The organism is Rhodospirillaceae bacterium, from assembly GCA_018662005.1.
Lineage (GTDB): Bacteria > Pseudomonadota > Alphaproteobacteria > Rhodospirillales > JABHCV01 > JACNJU01.
Genome location: JABJHA010000037.1, coordinates 56354 through 72061, shown reverse-complemented (window position 1 = coordinate 72061; position 15708 = coordinate 56354). Strand labels below are relative to the sequence as shown.

17 protein-coding genes are annotated in these 15708 nt (G+C 54.8%); 8 read left to right on the top strand and 9 right to left on the bottom strand.

From position 1 onward, the window contains the following. Positions 1-8: 8 nt before the first annotated feature. Genes moaC through HOL66_14450 form a run of 4 tightly spaced genes read right to left on the bottom strand, consistent with a single transcriptional unit; the run spans position 9 to position 2872 of the window. Positions 9-485 (bottom strand): cyclic pyranopterin monophosphate synthase MoaC, encoded by a 477-nt coding sequence (moaC, locus tag HOL66_14465; protein ID MBT5245437.1) that lies wholly within the window; start codon positions 483-485, stop codon positions 9-11. Beyond that, complete coding sequence (trpC, locus tag HOL66_14460) at positions 473-1282, bottom strand: indole-3-glycerol phosphate synthase TrpC (GenBank protein ID MBT5245436.1); 810 nt, start codon at positions 1280-1282, stop codon at positions 473-475. Before trpC ends, moaC begins: the two co-directional genes overlap by 13 nt. Beyond that, positions 1275-2291 (bottom strand): anthranilate phosphoribosyltransferase, encoded by a 1017-nt coding sequence (gene trpD, locus HOL66_14455; GenBank protein ID MBT5245435.1) that lies wholly within the window; start codon positions 2289-2291, stop codon positions 1275-1277. Before trpD ends, trpC begins: the two co-directional genes overlap by 8 nt. Beyond that, positions 2288-2872, bottom strand: coding sequence for an aminodeoxychorismate/anthranilate synthase component II (locus HOL66_14450; protein ID MBT5245434.1), 585 nt, complete (start codon positions 2870-2872; stop codon positions 2288-2290). Before HOL66_14450 ends, trpD begins: the two co-directional genes overlap by 4 nt. 159 nt (positions 2873-3031) lie before the next feature. Between HOL66_14450 and HOL66_14445 the strand changes: the two genes are divergently transcribed. Together HOL66_14445 and HOL66_14440 are read left to right on the top strand one after the other, a co-directional pair. Beyond that, entirely contained in the window at positions 3032-3652 is a 621-nt protein-coding gene (locus HOL66_14445; protein MBT5245433.1) for a LysE family translocator, read from the top strand. Positions 3653-3725: 73 nt separating this feature from the next. Beyond that, positions 3726-6116, top strand: a complete 2391-nt coding sequence (locus HOL66_14440; GenBank protein ID MBT5245432.1) for a copper-translocating P-type ATPase — start codon at positions 3726-3728, stop codon at positions 6114-6116. A 212-nt stretch (positions 6117-6328) separates the two neighbouring features. On the opposite strand, the gene HOL66_14435 is transcribed toward HOL66_14440, so the two are convergent. Together HOL66_14435 and HOL66_14430 are read right to left on the bottom strand one after the other, a co-directional pair. Continuing rightward, the gene (locus HOL66_14435) at positions 6329-7363 is read right to left on the bottom strand and encodes a permease (GenBank protein MBT5245431.1); all 1035 of its coding nucleotides are present in this window, start codon (positions 7361-7363) and stop codon (positions 6329-6331) included. Beyond that, positions 7360-7695 carry a helix-turn-helix transcriptional regulator gene (locus HOL66_14430; protein MBT5245430.1) on the bottom strand — a complete coding sequence of 112 codons (336 nt, stop codon included), beginning with the start codon at positions 7693-7695 and terminating at the stop codon, positions 7360-7362. Before HOL66_14430 ends, HOL66_14435 begins: the two co-directional genes overlap by 4 nt. A gap of 157 nt (positions 7696-7852) precedes the next feature. Here HOL66_14430 and cueR point away from each other — a divergent pair, with 157 nt between their 5' ends. From cueR to HOL66_14415, 3 genes are read left to right on the top strand one after another with little or no spacing between them, the layout of a single operon-like run. Then, on the top strand, positions 7853-8239 hold the full coding sequence (gene cueR, locus HOL66_14425; protein ID MBT5245429.1) for a Cu(I)-responsive transcriptional regulator: 387 nt from the start codon (positions 7853-7855) through the stop codon (positions 8237-8239). Positions 8240-8283: 44 nt separating this feature from the next. Then, positions 8284-9342: a divergent polysaccharide deacetylase family protein gene (locus HOL66_14420; protein MBT5245428.1), complete on the top strand. Its 1059-nt coding sequence runs from the start codon at positions 8284-8286 to the stop codon at positions 9340-9342. Positions 9343-9401: 59 nt separating this feature from the next. Beyond that, positions 9402-9605 carry a heavy-metal-associated domain-containing protein gene (locus HOL66_14415; GenBank protein ID MBT5245427.1) on the top strand — a complete coding sequence of 68 codons (204 nt, stop codon included), beginning with the start codon at positions 9402-9404 and terminating at the stop codon, positions 9603-9605. Positions 9606-9611: 6 nt separating this feature from the next. Here HOL66_14415 and HOL66_14410 read toward each other — a convergent pair whose 3' ends face one another. After that, the gene (locus HOL66_14410; protein ID MBT5245426.1) at positions 9612-9950 is read right to left on the bottom strand and encodes a hypothetical protein; all 339 of its coding nucleotides are present in this window, start codon (positions 9948-9950) and stop codon (positions 9612-9614) included. A 226-nt stretch (positions 9951-10176) separates the two neighbouring features. On the opposite strand from HOL66_14410, the gene HOL66_14405 reads away from it, so the two are divergent. Continuing rightward, positions 10177-10761, top strand: coding sequence for a hypothetical protein (locus HOL66_14405; GenBank protein MBT5245425.1), 585 nt, complete (start codon positions 10177-10179; stop codon positions 10759-10761). 54 nt (positions 10762-10815) lie between these two features. On the opposite strand, the gene HOL66_14400 is transcribed toward HOL66_14405, so the two are convergent. Together HOL66_14400 and HOL66_14395 are read right to left on the bottom strand one after the other, a co-directional pair. Then, positions 10816-12318 carry an anthranilate synthase component I gene (locus HOL66_14400; GenBank protein ID MBT5245424.1) on the bottom strand — a complete coding sequence of 501 codons (1503 nt, stop codon included), beginning with the start codon at positions 12316-12318 and terminating at the stop codon, positions 10816-10818. Positions 12319-12328: 10 nt separating this feature from the next. Beyond that, positions 12329-14200, bottom strand: coding sequence for a hypothetical protein (locus HOL66_14395; protein ID MBT5245423.1), 1872 nt, complete (start codon positions 14198-14200; stop codon positions 12329-12331). 176 nt (positions 14201-14376) lie between these two features. Here HOL66_14395 and HOL66_14390 point away from each other — a divergent pair, with 176 nt between their 5' ends. Both HOL66_14390 and secG read left to right on the top strand, forming a co-directional pair. Continuing rightward, positions 14377-15141: a triose-phosphate isomerase gene (locus HOL66_14390; GenBank protein ID MBT5245422.1), complete on the top strand. Its 765-nt coding sequence runs from the start codon at positions 14377-14379 to the stop codon at positions 15139-15141. A gap of 110 nt (positions 15142-15251) precedes the next feature. Next, positions 15252-15587: a preprotein translocase subunit SecG gene (gene secG / locus HOL66_14385; protein MBT5245421.1), complete on the top strand. Its 336-nt coding sequence runs from the start codon at positions 15252-15254 to the stop codon at positions 15585-15587. The last annotated feature ends 121 nt before the right edge of the window (positions 15588-15708 follow it).

Here is a 15708-nt window from a genome sequence, read left to right as displayed (position 1 = left end):
ATTTGTCCTTACTCCGCCTCGAAAACGCCTGATTTGCCACCGGCCTTGTGGGTCAGCCGGATGTTGGATATGCGCATTCCCTTATCGACGGCCTTGCACATGTCGTAGACGGTCAGGGCGGCGACGGAAACGGCGGTCAGGGCTTCCATCTCGACGCCGGTCTGGCCGGTCAACTTGCAGGTCGCCTCAATATCAACGGCGTTGCGGGTGTTGTCACAGCTTAAAGTGACGTTGACGGACGACAAATTGAGCGGATGACACAGCGGAATAAGATCAGGGGTGCGCTTCGCCCCCATGATCCCGGCCAGTTGCGCGATCGACAGAACATCGCCCTTTTTAACACCGCCGCTTTCGATCAGGGCCATGGTTTCTGGCTGCATTTCGATGCTGCCTTTAGCCGTGGCCGTGCGTTCCGTTTCGCCTTTGTCGGAAACGTCGACCATGACGGCGTTGCCATTCTCATCGATGTGGGTCAGCTCAGACATAGTGAATCCTCAAGCAGTGTTCTGGTGGCGGTTTCAACATCATCCTGGGCCATCAGTGATTCACCGATCAGAAAACGTTTAGCCCCGACCTTGGCCATGCGGCGCAGGTCACCCTTCGAGTATAGCCCACTTTCGCAAACAAGTTGACGCTCTGGCGGAATAAAATCTGCAAGCTCCTCAGTCATCGCGATATCGACGGTCAGGGTTTTCAAGTTGCGGTTATTGATGCCAATGAGCGGAGATTTCAGGATCAGGGCCCGGTCCAGCTCTGCTTTGTTGTGGACTTCGATCAGGACATCCATACCCAGATCAAAAGCCAGTGTCTCCAATTCGCTGGCCTGGGCGTCTTCAAGGGCGGCCATAATCAGCAGGATACAATCAGCGCCCAGGGCCCGGGCTTCGACAACCTGATAAGGATCAAGCATGAAGTCCTTGCGCAAAACCGGCAGATCAACGGCTGTGCGGGCTGCTTCCAGAAAGCTGTCGGCACCCTGAAAATAGGGGGCGTCGGTCAACACCGACAGGCAGGCGGCTCCCCCTGCCTGATAGGCGCGGGCCAGGGCAGGTGGGTTGAAGTCTTCACGGATCAGGCCTTTGGATGGTGATGCCTTCTTGATTTCGGCAATCAACCCGTAAGCGCCTTGTTCGACCTTTGCTGACAATGCCCTGGCAAAACCGCGTGGAGCAGAGGCCGCGCGGGCTTTCTGCTCAACATCAGATAGGGGCACGCGCGCCTTGCAGTTGGCGATGTGGTCAAGTTTATCGGCACAAATTTTCGCGAGGACGTCATCAGCCATTGGTGATGGCGATCAGTTTATCGAGGGTCTGGCGAGCCCGGCCGTCGTCAATTGCGGCTGTGGCCTGGGCGACACCGTCCTTAAGGTCCTGGGCTTTGTCGGCGATCATCAGGGCGGCGGCGGCATTGTAGAGCACAATATCCCGGTAGGGACCTGCTTCTCCTGCAAGGACTGCGTTCAAGGCAGCGGCGTTGTGATCCGGGTCGCCGCCTTTCAGATCATCTGGCTGGGCAATGGCAATACCGGCGTCCTGTGGCGACACCTCAAAGGTCGTCACCTTGCCGTCTTTCAAATCAGCGACGAAACTGGGGCCGGTCGTGGTCAATTCATCAAGGCCGTCAGAGCCATGCACGACCCAGGCGCGCTCGCACCCCAGGTTGCCAAGCACTGTGGCCATGGGGACGATCCAATCGCGAGAAAATGCGCCACTGAACTGGCGTTTCACACCGGCCGGGTTGGTCAGGGGTCCAAGAAGGTTAAAGATGGTGCGGGTGCCAAGTTCGACCCGTGGACCACCAACATGTTTCATCGCCCCGTGATAAAGCGGTGCCATCAAAAAACCGATACCGGCCTCGCTTATGGCTTGCTCAACGTGGGCCAGGTCGGCATCCAGATTAACGCCAAGCGACGAAAGCACGTCCGATGCCCCGGATTTCGATGACAGCGCCCGGTTGCCGTGCTTGGCGATGGGAACGCCGCAGGACGCGGTAACAATGGCCGCTGCGGTGGAAATGTTGTAGGAACCCGAACCGTCGCCACCGGTGCCAACAATATCTATCGCGCCTGCTGGAGCTGAAACCTTCAGGGCCTTTGCCCGCATGGTCATTGCCGCGCCGGTGATTTCCTCGACTGTTTCACCGCGAACCCTGAGAGCCATCAGGAAAGCGCCAATCTGGGCCGGTGTGGCGTTGCCGGACATGATGATATCAAAGGCTTGCGTTGCTTCGTCCTGATCAAGGCTGTTGCCGTCTGCGACTTTGCCGATCAGGGGTTTAAGATTGTCGCTCATGCCGCAAGTTTCCCTTTCGTCAGTTCGATGAAATTGCCGAGCAGGGCGTGACCGTGTTCGGAGGCAATACTTTCGGGGTGAAACTGGACACCGTGAACGGGCCGGGTTTTGTGGGACAAGCCCTGAATGACTCCGTCAGGGCTTTTAGCGGTGATTTCAAGGCAATCGGGCACTGTTTCGGGGTCGACAGTAAGTGAATGATAGCGGGTTGCGGTAAGCGGGCTGGCAATATCGGTGAAAATGCCGTTGGCACTGTGATTAATGATGTCAGTCTTGCCATGCATGGGTGCCGGAGCGCGCACAATAACGCTGCCAAAATGCTGGGCAATCGCCTGATGACCCAGGCAAACACCAAAAACAGGCAAGTTTTCGGGCGCTTTGGCCAGCAGGTCGAGGCAGATGCCGGCCTTGTCAGGGTCACAGGGACCGGGTGAAATGACGATTCCTTGCGGCTTTAAGCCCAGTGCCTGTTCGGCAGTGATGGCGTCATTACGGTGAACGACGACCTCCGCGCCCAGCTCTCCAAGGTAGTGGAGCAGGTTGTAAGTAAAGCTATCGTAGTTATCAATTAGCAGAAACATTTCAATGGTCTATCTGGATATTCTTAAGCTAATACTTTAAGTGTATTGACGGGCCGTTTGACTTGCAAGCACACAATGCCGACAGCCCCCGCTATCGTCAAGTGTGGTGGCTGCGCTATATGTTAGATTCTATCAACGTCATTCGAGTATGAGAGTTCTATGGATTTTCTGTCCTGGCTTCAGGTTTTGACCGTTTGCGCCCTTGGCGCCATGTCTCCGGGGCCTTCTTTGGCCGTGGTCCTCAGGAACACGGTGAAAGGCGGAAAACGCCAGGGCGTCCTGACCGGGCTCGGTCACGGATTGGGCATCTTTTTTTATGCAGCCCTGGTGGTAACCGGCTTAAGCGTGGTCCTGGCCGCCGCACCGCAAATTGAGATGATCGTCAGTTATGCCGGGATTGTTTTGCTGTTCTGGCTTGGTTATTCCTTTCTTGGCATCGGGCGCTCCAGTGAACCCGAAAAGTACCAGGAAGTAACGATTTCCGGCCATGGCGGTTTTGTCAGTGGTTTCCTGATTGCCTTCTTTAATCCAAAGATCGCGGCCTTTTTTCTGGCCTTGTTCGCCCCTTTTCTGCGGGGCGACGCCGGTGCTTTGGAAAAGTCGATCCTGGCGGTGACCGTGGGAAGCGTTGATACGCTTTGGTACGTGTTTGTCGCCCTCATTCTTTCGGGGTCAGTGATGACAAAGGTACTTGAAAAACACGCCCAAAACATCGAGCGGCTGATTGGCTGCTTTCTTCTTCTTGTGGCTGTCGGATTTCTCTACCGTTTATGGCCTTGACATTCCGGTAGGTGGAAGCCTTACACCTTACTGGAAGGTTAAAAGGATCATCATGGATCAAGGGCTTGAAAATTTGACGGGCCATGTCTCGTTTCCGGTTGAAGGCATGACCTGTGCGTCTTGCGCGTCGAGCATTGAGCGGGTGATTGGCAAATTGCCTGGCATCGGCGAGGCCAGTGTCAATCTTGCCACTGAGCAGGCCGATGTGTCCTTTGATCCTGCGGCACTTGGCCCTTCAGACATTGCCGAGGCCATTGTCCGGGCCGGCTTCAAGGTGCCGCCGCAAACTTATGAATTGTCAATCGACGGGATGACGTGTGCGTCCTGCGTCGGGCGGGTTGAAAAGGTTCTGTTGAAGCAGGACGGGGTGCGCTCGGCGACGGTCAATCTGGCGACAGAAAAAGCAAGTGTCAGTGTAGATTTCGGAACAATCGGACCGGCAGACCTGATTGCGGCTGTTGAGAAGACCGGCTTTGGTGCCGCCATGGTCAGCGGCGAGGACGCCCAGTTTGTTGAAGACGAGCGCCGCGCCCAAAGCCGTGCCCGCCATGATCTTGTGGTTTTTAGCGGATCAGCCCTGCTGACGGCCCCCTTTATCGTGCAAATGCTGTCGATGTTGTCAGGCAACGAATTTGCCTTGTCGCCGATGCTGCAATTGCTGCTGGCGACGCCGGTCCAGTTTGTTGCCGGGGCGCGCTTTTACAAGCCTGCCTGGGGTGCGCTTAAGGCAGGGTCGGGCAATATGGACCTATTGGTGGTGCTCGGCACCTCGGCGGCTTACTGGCTGAGTGTGGCCATACTGGTGGTGCCGGAACTGGCGGGCGATGGTCATTTGTATTTCGAGGCCGGGGCCGCTGTTATCACTCTGGTTTTGCTGGGCAAACTGCTTGAAACCCGGGCCAAGCGCGGCACGACAGCGGCGATCCGGGCCTTGATGGACCTGCGTCCCGAATCCGCCCGCGTTCTGCGTGACGGTGTTGAGGTCGAAATTCCCTCGACTCTGGTGCAGAGCGGTGATGTGGTCATTATCCGCCCCGGCGAGCGGATCGCCGTCGATGGCGAGATTATTGACGGTGTCTCAGCTTGCGATGAATCACTGATTACCGGTGAGAGCCTGCCGGTTGAAAAGGCCCCCGGGGATACCGTTACCGGTGGCGCTATCAATGGCGAGGGGTTGCTTAAAGTTCGGGCGACGACGGTCGGGTCGGGCTCGGCTCTGGCCCGGATTATCGCCCTGATCCAAAGCGCCCAGGCGACGAAAGCGCCGGTTCAGCGGCTGGTCGACAAAATCGCCGCCGTCTTCGTACCCGTTGTCGTCGTCATCGCCGCCCTGACGTTTGCGGGCTGGATGGCTTTTGGCGCTGTTGATATGGCGACGGCCATTATTAACGCCGTCACCGTACTGGTCATCGCCTGTCCGTGCGCCCTTGGCCTTGCCACACCGACGGCGATTATGGCCGGGACAGGCTCTGCGGCCCGCTTCGGCATCCTGATCAAGGACGCCGAAGCCCTTGAGCGAGCCCACCGGGTCAACACGGTTGTGCTCGACAAAACCGGCACGCTCACGCAAGGCAAACCTTCGGTACGTGAGGTTGTTGCCCTGGATGGCGACGTCGACGCCTTGATTGCCAAAGCGGCGGCGGCCCAACAGGGCAGTGAACATCCGTTAGCTCATGCGGTGCTTGAACGGGCAGGGGAGAGACCCCTTATGGCTCTGAAGTCCTTTAAAAGCCATCCCGGCCGTGGCCTTGAGGCAGAACTTGATGACCAGATACTGCTCATTGGCAATCGCAGGCTTTTGGATGAGCAGGGCTTCGTTCTGGGGTCTCTGGAAGCTCAGGCCGTAGCTTTTGAAGAGGATGGGGCCACTGTCATGTGGGTTGCTGAAATATCTCCCGAAAAGCGGCTGTTGGGACTGATCGCCGTTGCTGACGCCATCAAGGAAAACGCTGCCGCTGCTGTTGCTCGCTTGAAAAGTTCTGGCATCGAAACCGTCATGCTGACCGGTGATAACGCCAGAAGCGCTGCCTCCGTCGCCCTTGCTGCCGGTGTCGACCGGGTCATTGCCGAAGTTTTGCCCGAAGACAAAGCCCGTGAAGTGACGTCCTTACAAGCTGCTGGACGCATCGTCGCCATGGTTGGTGATGGTATCAATGATGCTCCGGCCCTTGCCGCCGCTGACGTCGGCATCGCCATGGGAACAGGCACCGATGTCGCCATGCATACGGCGGGGATAACCCTGATGCGTGGTGATCCGCTGCTCATCGCGGCGTCGATCAGGATTTCCGGCGCTACCTACAGCAAAATCCGCCAGAACCTGTTCTGGGCCTTCATCTACAACATCATCGGCATTCCATTAGCAGCAGCGGGCCTGTTAAGTCCGGTGATTGCAGGCGCGGCCATGGCCATGAGCAGCGTCTCGGTGGTTTCCAACTCGCTGTTGTTGAAGAGGTGGAAGGTTTAGGAAATTATATTAAAGCCCCTCAATTATTGCCCCTCAAGCGCCGGGCGCTCACTCCGTTCGCTTGGCTTAAGCCTCTGGAAGCCAAGTTCCAATTGGCAACAGGAGCCATTACTGGCGTCGCCAAATTTGATTACCCAAGCCCGCGACTGCGGGCCGCCGCTTATACGGCGAGCCCAAGGGGTCGGAGAACCCGCCCGGCGCTTGAGGGATAATTATAAACCCATATAAACCTGAAAAACCTGCCCAACGGCCAGCGAACCAACGGCTGCCAGCAGCAGATACCACAGGAAAACCGGGCGGCGGACCAGCGCGAAAACGGCGATGGCAGCCGGGATCGAGGTTACCGCACCGGCCGTCATGAAGGCCAGGGCCGGACCTGGGGCCATGCCGCTATCCATCAGGCCCGCAACCAGCGGAATGGCCGCGTAGCCGTTCATGTAGGCCGGAACACCAGCGATCACCGCCAGCGGCAGGGCGAAGGTGCTGTCATTGCCGAGCCACTGGGCGACGGTGTCGGCTGGCAGATACATGACCATCAGACTTTCCAGCATGAAGGCGAGTAGCAGCCATTTACCCAGGAACAGCACGGTGACGGTAAAGATCGAGCCGAATTCCTGTTTGCGTTCGGCTTCCTTCCAGAATGCCCACAATGGTTTTTCATCACTGATTTGCGGCTTGCATGACGATCCACAACCCGCAACCTCGGCTTTCAATGGCGATGCGAAACCGCCTGAACGTTGTACGGCCCGCGTCGCAAGGCCGCCAAAGATCCCAATAGCGAAGGCCGCGATGGTTTTGGCGACGGCGAATTCAAAGTTTAAGCCACCAACGGTCAGGACGAACATTTCCGGGTCCATAATCGGCGAAGACAACCAGAAAGCCATAACAGCGGGAAGGGGAACACCGGCGGCGAGCAGGGCGGCGATAATCGGAATGACCCCGCACGAGCAAAACGGCGACAAAGCCCCAAACAGGGCGGCCGCCGCGATCACTTTGATGCCGTGGCCGCTGAAAACCCGGCCGATCATCTTGTCGGCACCGGCAGCGCTTAAGTAAGCGGCGGCCATGGCGCTGAAAATCAGGAACGGCGATATACCCAAAAGACTGCTTGTGGTGAAACGCAGGCTTTCCAAGGCGTCATCGCCGGGCAGGCCAAAGGCAATGCTGATCCCTATCAGGATTATTGCCAAAACGGCATTGTCGATTTTGTTAATACCGCGACCCAAGGTCATAACGATGGTGCTCATAATTGCTCTACTTTCCTTTGCAGGAGGCCAAGCCCCTGACAGCATTCGTCTTTAAGATAATCGATGGTTGCGTCCATAGCTTCAAATTCGGCCCGGCAGATCAGTTCCCGGCTGTGACGGTGTTGGGATACCAATCCCGCCTTGACCAGTTTCTGGATGTGGTGGGTCAGGGTTGAAGCAGGAATGTCGATGACAGTCTGAATGGTGCCAACATTGGCGCCGTTTTCGCCAGCCTTGATCAGGGCGCGAAAGATCGCCAGGCGAACCGGATTTCCCAGTGCCTCCATGCGTTCAGCCATTTCTTCTATCAACGGATCATTTTGTGTTTTCATGGTTGCATTATAACAGCTCTCCTCAATAATTCAATAGTTCTAGTATGATCGTAATATGTTGAAAAACAACATAATTTAAAATTTAAATTATAAAGATACAAACATTCCAGTTTAATGTAAGCTATTCCTGATTAATTCATGAAAAGGGGTGAAAACGATGAATATCGGTAGCGTATCCGAACAAACCGGCGTCCCTGCAAAGACCATTCGTTATTACGAGGAAATTGGTCTGATTCCGGCTCCCATACGAGCCGAAAACGGTTATCGCCATTATCAGGTAAAGGACGTTGAAACCCTGCGTTTTGTTCAACGGGCCCGCGGGCTTGGTTTTTCGGTCAAGGATGTCGGCAATTTGCTGACCTTGTGGCAGGACAAAAACCGGGTCAGCAGCGATGTTAAGAACCTGGCCATTGAACACATCAAGGAAATCGAGGATAAGATCGAAGAGCTCAATTCAATCCGCGAAACCCTGATTAGCCTGACCAACAATTGTCACGGCGACGACAGGCCGGATTGCCCAATCCTTGATGGACTGACCAAGTAGTGGAAAGTGAGCGAAAACAGTTTCGGCCAAATTTTGGACGCCAAATGGCCTATGCGGGGTCTTTGCTGGCGGTCATTATAGCCGCCTACTTGCTGACCACCTTTTTTATTGGACCTGTTCAAAAAAAACCTGATCCCGATCAGGTTGCTGGGCAAACTTCCGCGAAGCCCAAACCGACACCCTGGTATCAGCAGCAAAGCCCGCCACCGTCAATGATTACGACGCCGGACTTGCCCTTGTTCCCTGAAGTTGAAGACCAGCAGGACGCCCGCGCCTACGAAGAAGCGTTGCCCAAGGAAACCTATGTGCCGCCGGTTGTTGAAAGGGCCCCAGAACAGGTGAGTGCGCCGCAAGTGGCGGCGTTACCGGCAACCCCGGAATTGCAACGGTGGCGAAAATATTCGGTGGCGACACCCGTTAGCGGTCAAAAACCACTGATTGCCATTGTTATTGATGACATGGGGGTCGACAAAAGACGTTCCGCCCTGGCCATTGATTTACAAGGGCCATTGACCTTGTCGTTCCTGACCTACGCCAAGGATATCGAAAAGCAAACCCAAAGAGCCCGCAACCGGGGCCACGAATTGATGCTGCATGTGTCCATGGAGCCGGGTTCAAGCGCAGTCGATCCGGGTCCAAACGCTTTGCTGACGTCGTTAAGTGATGATGAACTGCGTCGTCGTCTTGAATGGAGTTTCGGGCGTTTTTCCACGTATGTCGGGGTCAACAACCACATGGGCTCGAAGTTTACCGCTAACAGCAAGGCCATGAGTATTGTCATTGAGGAAATCAAAAACCGGGGATTGTTATTTCTCGACTCGCGAACCTCGGGCCGGACAGTTGGCGCAAAACTGGCCCGGAAAATGGGCGTGCCCGTGGCCGAACGTAATATTTTCCTCGATCACGAAAACACCATCGAGGCTGTCCATGCCCAGTTGAGGAAAGTTGAACAACTGGCCCGCTCCAAAGGCTCGGTGATTGCCATCGGCCATCCAAGGGACGTCACGATCAGGGCCTTAAGTGAATGGCTTAAGGACATTGAGGGGCGGGGCTTCACGCTGGTGCCGCTGACAACCCTTGTCCTGCGTAACGCCAGCCCTTGACCTTCCCGCTGCGGGAAGGTCTTTAATGAGGTCATTGTTTCGGGAAAGGGAATAAGACGATGTCAGCGACCTACAGTGTTTTGGGAATGACGTGCCAGGGGTGCGCCAACGCGGTCACAAACGCCATCAAGACAGCGGCGCCACAGTCCGATATTAGCGTTAATCTGGATGCCAAGCAGATAACCGTTGACGGTTGTGACGATCAGGCCGTGATTGCTCAGGCTGTGGATGATGCCGGATTTGAATTCGCCGGTTCGGTTTAAAGGCTTTTATTTTGCCGGGCTGCAACTTTGCTGGAAGGTGTCATGCATGTTGTCCCTGGCCAAAGTGCAGGTCATCGTTTTGTCGTCTTTCTGCATAGTGTAGGTAACAACATAGATCAGGCGACCCAGATCTTCATACGGTGCAATGCCCGCCAACCATTCATCATGGGCGGTCTTTTCAACCATTTGCCAACCCGCCTGACGCAAACCATTGACGGTTTCCTCGCCACCTGCGCCCAGGGAAACGAAGGGTGTTAGTAGCACCGCCATAATTGCAGATGTTAAAAGCATACTGACGCCAGGGTGTTTGCTCTGGGCCCGGATGCCTGATTTCCTCGCCATCATTCAGTCCTCCTGCGACATTGAACAGACCATAGTAACAAATTTTCACGAAAAATGACAGCCCGACGCCCTCCACCGGGATACGGCATGGCTTGGTTTTTCTCTATATATTGAAAAATTCAATATAAAATATAAAATCTATATATTGGTTATATTTTAACATTTCTGAAAATATCGTCGCCATACAGACACAAACGGTTTCATGATTTATTCAACAGGAGAATTTCAAATGTTCAAGACACTGGCCATTACAACCACCGCCGCAATGATCGCTTTCAGCGCACTCAACCCGACAACCGCAGTAGCCGAAAACGTTCAGTTGGCCGCCCTTCAGCAGGCCGAGCACGAAGCCATCAATATTATTCATCACCTACGCAAAATAGCGGAAGAAGACAAACAATTAGACCGTAAGGGCGAGGAAATGAAGAAGGTTTTCAGTGAATTGCGGGGGAAGCTGAAAAAAGCCAAAAACGAAAATGAGAAGAAGCAGGCCGAACACGAGCTCAACAAATTTCAACATGAAATGAAAAAGATCGCTTTCATGCACCACAAGGTGAAAGAGCAATTAAGAAATGGCATAAGAATGGCCGATGAACTGGGCCGCCATCTTAAAAACAGGGCTCGTCACCTGGAAGAAAAGCTCAAGGGTATGCTGCATGAAATCGAAAAGATGGAAAAATCCAAGGACAAGAAAATGTTCAAGGATATCGAAAAGCTTAAAGCCGAAGTCGAAAAGGGGCATCAAGAACTCGGCAAAGTCAGCAGTTTTCTCAACCACCTGACAAGAGAATTGAAACAGTTCTCACGCGTCTAATTTACAATAAAATTGAATTTTCAAACACCCCCGGGGGAAACCTCGGGGGTGTTTTTAATTGCGGGCGCTGGCGAAGCGAACCGCTTCTTCGGCGGCGCGGATCAGGGCGCGGGCCTTGTTACGGCTTTCCTGGTATTCGGCTTCCGGGTCGCTATCGGCAACGATGCCACCGCCAGCCTGAACGTACATGGTGTCATCCTTGACCACGGCGGTACGGAGCGCGATGCAGGTATCCATATCGCCGTTAGCGCCGAAGTAGCCGATGCAACCCGCATAAATGCCGCGTTTTTCATTCTCCAGTTCGTCGATAATTTCCATCGCCCGGACTTTCGGTGCGCCTGACACCGTGCCTGCCGGGAAGCCTGCGAAAAGGGCGCCAATGGCGTCGTAGTCCGGGGCCAGTTCGCCCTCCACATTGGAGACAATGTGCATGACGTGGGAATAGCGCTCGATCTTCATCTGCTCTGTGACCTTGACGGTGCCGACCTTGGCGACCCGTCCGACATCGTTGCGACCAAGATCAAGAAGCATCAGGTGTTCGGCAAGTTCTTTTGGATCGGCGAGAAGTTCTGCGGCCAGCGCCTCGTCTTCATCAGGCGTCGCCCCGCGCGGCCTTGTTCCGGCGATGGGCCGGATCGTCACCTTGCCCTCGCGCACCCGCACGAGAATTTCAGGGCTTGAGCCGACGATGGAAAAATCACCGAAATTGAGGTGAAAAAGGAATGGTGAAGGGTTCAGACGGCGCAAGGCCCGGTACAAGGAAAACGGCGGCAGTTTGAACGGCACGGCAAAGCGCTGCGACAGGACAACCTGAAAGATATCACCGGCCAGAATGTACTGTTTGGCTTTTTCGACAATTTCGTGAAAGCGACTATGGGGCATGTTGGAGACCGGCTCAGGCGTCTCCAGCTCCTTACGGTCGCTTTGCTGGGGCAGGCTGCTTTCCATCAGCGAGACGGCTTCAGCCAACCGGTTCACGGCGTTATCGAAAGCATCATCAGCGCTGATACCCTCTACAGGCCTGGCCGGGGTGATCAGTGTGACCGTGTCTTCAATGGTGTCAAACACGGCCATGATCGTCGGGCGAACAAAAATACCATCGGGCACACCCAGCACATCAGGATTTATGTCAGGAAGGTTCTCGACCAGTCGCACACTGTCGTAAGCCATATAACCGACAAGACCGGCGGCCATCGGCGGCAGACCGTAAGGCAGATCGATACAGGATTCTTCGACCAGTGCTTTAAGCGATGGGATTGAAGGTTCGTCGCAAGCCTCGAAGGCGTCGGCATTGGTCGCGGCCTGTCGGTTGATTTCGGCCTTGTCGCCAACGCAGCGCCAGATCAAGTCCGGTTTCAGGCCGATGAACGAATAGCGACCGCGAATAGCCCCGCCCTCAACTGATTCCAGCAGGAAACTGTTTGCCTGATCCTTGGCCAGTTTTAGGAACGCCGAAACCGGCGTGTCCAGATCCGATACAAGGGTCGTCCAGACAACCTGGGAAGTTCCAGCCTGATAAGCTTTCTTAAAAGCGGAAGCGTCCGGAAAAAGGTCCATGAGTTTAAATCTAAAACTGGGCGTTGATGGCCTCGGCATTAACACTCACCGGGTACCACTGACGAAGGCCTTGGGCGAGCTGGCTCATCAGGTCGCCGCGAATGGAATTGCTAAGCTCTCCGCTTAAGGCCTTGACCTTGTCAGCATCGGCGATCGGGTTCGCAGACAGGGTCTCTTTCAATAGGGCGACGATATAACCGTCACCACCGGCAGCCGCCACGGCTTTTCCGATTTTGGCTTCAAACAAGCCACTGATCAAATCACGCGGCAGTCCTTGACCGCCATTGCGACCGACAGGTTCTCTCGATGTAACGCTCAAGCCTTTTTCAGCCGCCAGTTTGGCAAAATCGCCGCCACTATTGATTTTTTCAATCAGGGCGTCGGCGCTTTTTTGGGCGATCTCTCTTCGCTTCTGGTCTTGCCAACCGGCAACGACATTTGCCCTGACACTCTCAAGGGGGCGAAGGGCGGACTCGGTCACGTTGTCGACGCGGACGATGAAATAACCATCATCACCGGCTTCCGTTAAGGAACTTTCCTGCCCGTTTGGGGTGGAAAAAGCGACTTCGAGGAAATTGCCTGCCGGCAGGCCCGAGACTTTGGTTTCAGCAGGGGTCATACCGGTTTTGCTGACGTCAGCCTGTTTTTTAAGGGTCAAATTCAGGGCGAGAGCGGTTTCTTCAAGGGAGGAACCCCCACCAAGATGATCTTCCATCCGGTTGGCAAGATTATACAAAGAATCGATAGCCTGTTCGGCGGCGATCGTTTTTTCCAGTTCCGGGGTGACTTCTTCAAGAGATTTACTGCGTGCCGCCTGAATGCTTTTCAGGCGCAGGATATGCCATCCCAGAACGCTTTTCAGGGGTTTTGTGTAACCCTCGGGAACAAGCCCGAAGGCGGCTTCGGCAAGCCCTGGAAGCAGTTCAGACTGCTTCATACTTCCCAATTGCGTGGCCTCAGGTTCCATATCAGCCAGTTCCTTGGCAATTTTCAAAAAATCGTCGCCGGCTTGCAGTCTGTCGTAACCGGCCCCGGCACTGGCTTCATCCTTGAAACGAATTTGCAGAAGATCGCGTTTTTCGGGTTCGGAATATTCGCCGATCCTTTCTTCATAGGCTGTGGCGATGGTGTCGTCGGATATGGCCATTTCCTTGGCGATTTCTTCCGCCGTCAAACTGATGAAAGTCAGGTTGCGGTATTCGGGTGCGGTGTAGCTTTGCGCATTGTCGTTGTGAAATTTGGTTAATGCAGCAGTGTCCGGTTCAGCAACACTGCTCACAGCGTCGTATTTGAAGGTCACGGTTTCGGCGATGCGTTGCTCGTTGCGATATGTATAGAGCGCACGGGCCAGTTGTTTGGGCGCCAGCGTCTTGGAGTTGATCATGCTCAGGTACTGTTTGCGGGCGATATCGTTTCTGGTCATTTCAATATAAGCGCCTTCGGACAGGCGATTGGATTGCAGGACTTGCGAAAAGCGGGCCCGTTCAAATTCACCATTGGCGTTTTTGAAGCCGCTAAAATTACGAATATCCCGACGGACAAGGTCATCATTGACCAGAATACCCAACTCACGCGCACCCAGGTCATACAGGGAGCGCTCGACCAGGCGCTGAACGACGGCCTGTCCGATGCCAAACATGCGTGCCTGTTCTGCGTCAAGACGGGTCCCGAAAGCGGTCGATAAACGCTCGATTTCACGTTGGTATTCACGCCGTACCTGTTCGGGTTGAACTTCGATTTCACCAATGGTGGCAAGGGTTTGGTCTCTGCCGCTGGGGTTAAAAACATCGGCGATCCCCCACATGGCGAAACTCAGGATCAATAGCCCTAGCAGGCTCTTGACGACGATACCGGCGGAACGTTTACGAATGGCTTCAAGCATGAATGTGTTCTTTGGTCCAAAATGTTAGAAAGTCGGCGGCATCATAAGAGCGCCGGGGTGGGGGGGCAACCAGTGAATTAATGCCCTTCGCCCACCCATTAGGGGGATTTGTCATTTGGGTCGCCTGTGTTAGGAATGTGGCCGCTGATTTGACTTGAAATTTAAGGAACCAAACCATGACTGCTGCCAGACGTATTCTTATCGCCGGAAACTGGAAAATGAACGGATTGCAGGACGATGGCGTGGCCCTGGCCCGTGCCGTCGCAGGAAATTTGCAAACAGCAGGCGATATCCCTTTCGATATGTTGGTTTGTCCGCCCTATACATTGATCGGTGCGGTTGTTGCGGCTGCTTCGGGCACACCTTTGCATGTGGGTGCTCAGGATTGCCATACCGCCGGGCAGGGTGCCCATACGGGTGATATTTCATGTGCCATGCTTGCCGATGCCGGTTGCTCATCAATTATTGTCGGTCATTCCGAACGCCGCGCCGATCACGGCGAAAGTGACGAACTGGTCAAAGCCAAGGCCGAAGCGGTCAATGGCGCCGGCCTGAACGCTATTATCTGCATTGGCGAGACAGAGGCCGAACGTGACGCGGGCGAGACCCTGAATGTGGTCAAAAGCCAGATCGCCGGTTCGGTTCCGGACAGCGCCACGGCCGCCAACACGGTCGTTGCTTACGAACCGGTGTGGGCCATCGGCACTGGTCGCACACCAACCAGCGACGAAGTGCAGGAAGTACATGCCTTCATCCGCGCAGAGCTGGCCAGCAAGTTGGGCCAGGATGTAGCCGATGGTGTGCGGCTTTTGTACGGCGGTTCCATGAACCCGGGCAACGCCGAAGAATTATTGGCCCTGGCCGATGTCGACGGCGGCCTGATCGGCGGCGCCAGCCTGAAGCCCGAAGATTTCTGGACGATTGGCGAGAGTTGCCCTTAAGGGAAAATACATGGCGCAAACTTTCTCCTAGCAATCCCTGTCAACAGGGATTAAAAGCTGCGCCAACACTTGTTTTTATTTTAAGCCCTTAATCAATCCGGAACCTGATCATGCTCACGGTCATTATTGTTATTCATCTTATTCTCGCGATCGCCCTTGTTGGCACCGTCCTGCTTCAACGCAGTGAAGGCGGTGGCCTTGGTATGGGCGGCGGAGGCGGTGGCGGCGGTGGTATGGGCGGTTTTATGACCGGCCGCGATACGGCTAATTTTCTGACCCGGACAACGGGGGTTCTGGCTGCCGGGTTTATGTCGACATCCCTGATCCTGGCGATCATGGCCGGGGGTGATCGCAATCCGACATCGATTATGGATAAACCGGCTGCTGTTGAGGAGCCAGCCGAACCCGTTGAGCCTGATGGGCCAAAAGTTCCACAAGCCCAATAGACTTTAAGAGCCCCAACAAAAACAAAAAGAAAGAGGCGAAATGAAGCATTCCAGGGAAATAAATATGAAGGCGGCAAGTCAGCCGCCTTTTCTTTTGCATTTATTTTCGATTTCGGTGTTT

What these genes read in the sequence shown, in the direction of transcription:
- trpC (MBT5245436.1), bottom strand. Translation starts at nt 1,282, where the DNA reads ATGGCTGATGACGTCCTCGCGAAAATTTGTGCCGATAAACTTGACCAC.
- HOL66_14395 (MBT5245423.1), bottom strand. Translation starts at nt 14,200, where the DNA reads ATGCTTGAAGCCATTCGTAAACGTTCCGCCGGTATCGTCGTCAAGAGC.
- HOL66_14435 (MBT5245431.1), bottom strand. Translation starts at nt 7,363, where the DNA reads ATGAGCACCATCGTTATGACCTTGGGTCGCGGTATTAACAAAATCGAC.
- HOL66_14450 (MBT5245434.1), bottom strand. Translation starts at nt 2,872, where the DNA reads ATGTTTCTGCTAATTGATAACTACGATAGCTTTACTTACAACCTGCTC.
- moaC (MBT5245437.1), bottom strand. Translation starts at nt 485, where the DNA reads ATGTCTGAGCTGACCCACATCGATGAGAATGGCAACGCCGTCATGGTC.
- HOL66_14400 (MBT5245424.1), bottom strand. Translation starts at nt 12,318, where the DNA reads ATGGACCTTTTTCCGGACGCTTCCGCTTTTAAGAAAGCTTATCAGGCT.
- HOL66_14430 (MBT5245430.1), bottom strand. Translation starts at nt 7,695, where the DNA reads ATGAAAACACAAAATGATCCGTTGATAGAAGAAATGGCTGAACGCATG.
- secG (MBT5245421.1), top strand. Translation starts at nt 15,252, where the DNA reads ATGCTCACGGTCATTATTGTTATTCATCTTATTCTCGCGATCGCCCTT.
- HOL66_14390 (MBT5245422.1), top strand. Translation starts at nt 14,377, where the DNA reads ATGACTGCTGCCAGACGTATTCTTATCGCCGGAAACTGGAAAATGAAC.
- trpD (MBT5245435.1), bottom strand. Translation starts at nt 2,291, where the DNA reads ATGAGCGACAATCTTAAACCCCTGATCGGCAAAGTCGCAGACGGCAAC.
- HOL66_14415 (MBT5245427.1), top strand. Translation starts at nt 9,402, where the DNA reads ATGTCAGCGACCTACAGTGTTTTGGGAATGACGTGCCAGGGGTGCGCC.
- HOL66_14445 (MBT5245433.1), top strand. Translation starts at nt 3,032, where the DNA reads ATGGATTTTCTGTCCTGGCTTCAGGTTTTGACCGTTTGCGCCCTTGGC.
- HOL66_14410 (MBT5245426.1), bottom strand. Translation starts at nt 9,950, where the DNA reads ATGATGGCGAGGAAATCAGGCATCCGGGCCCAGAGCAAACACCCTGGC.
- HOL66_14405 (MBT5245425.1), top strand. Translation starts at nt 10,177, where the DNA reads ATGTTCAAGACACTGGCCATTACAACCACCGCCGCAATGATCGCTTTC.
- HOL66_14420 (MBT5245428.1), top strand. Translation starts at nt 8,284, where the DNA reads ATGGCCTATGCGGGGTCTTTGCTGGCGGTCATTATAGCCGCCTACTTG.
- cueR (MBT5245429.1), top strand. Translation starts at nt 7,853, where the DNA reads ATGAATATCGGTAGCGTATCCGAACAAACCGGCGTCCCTGCAAAGACC.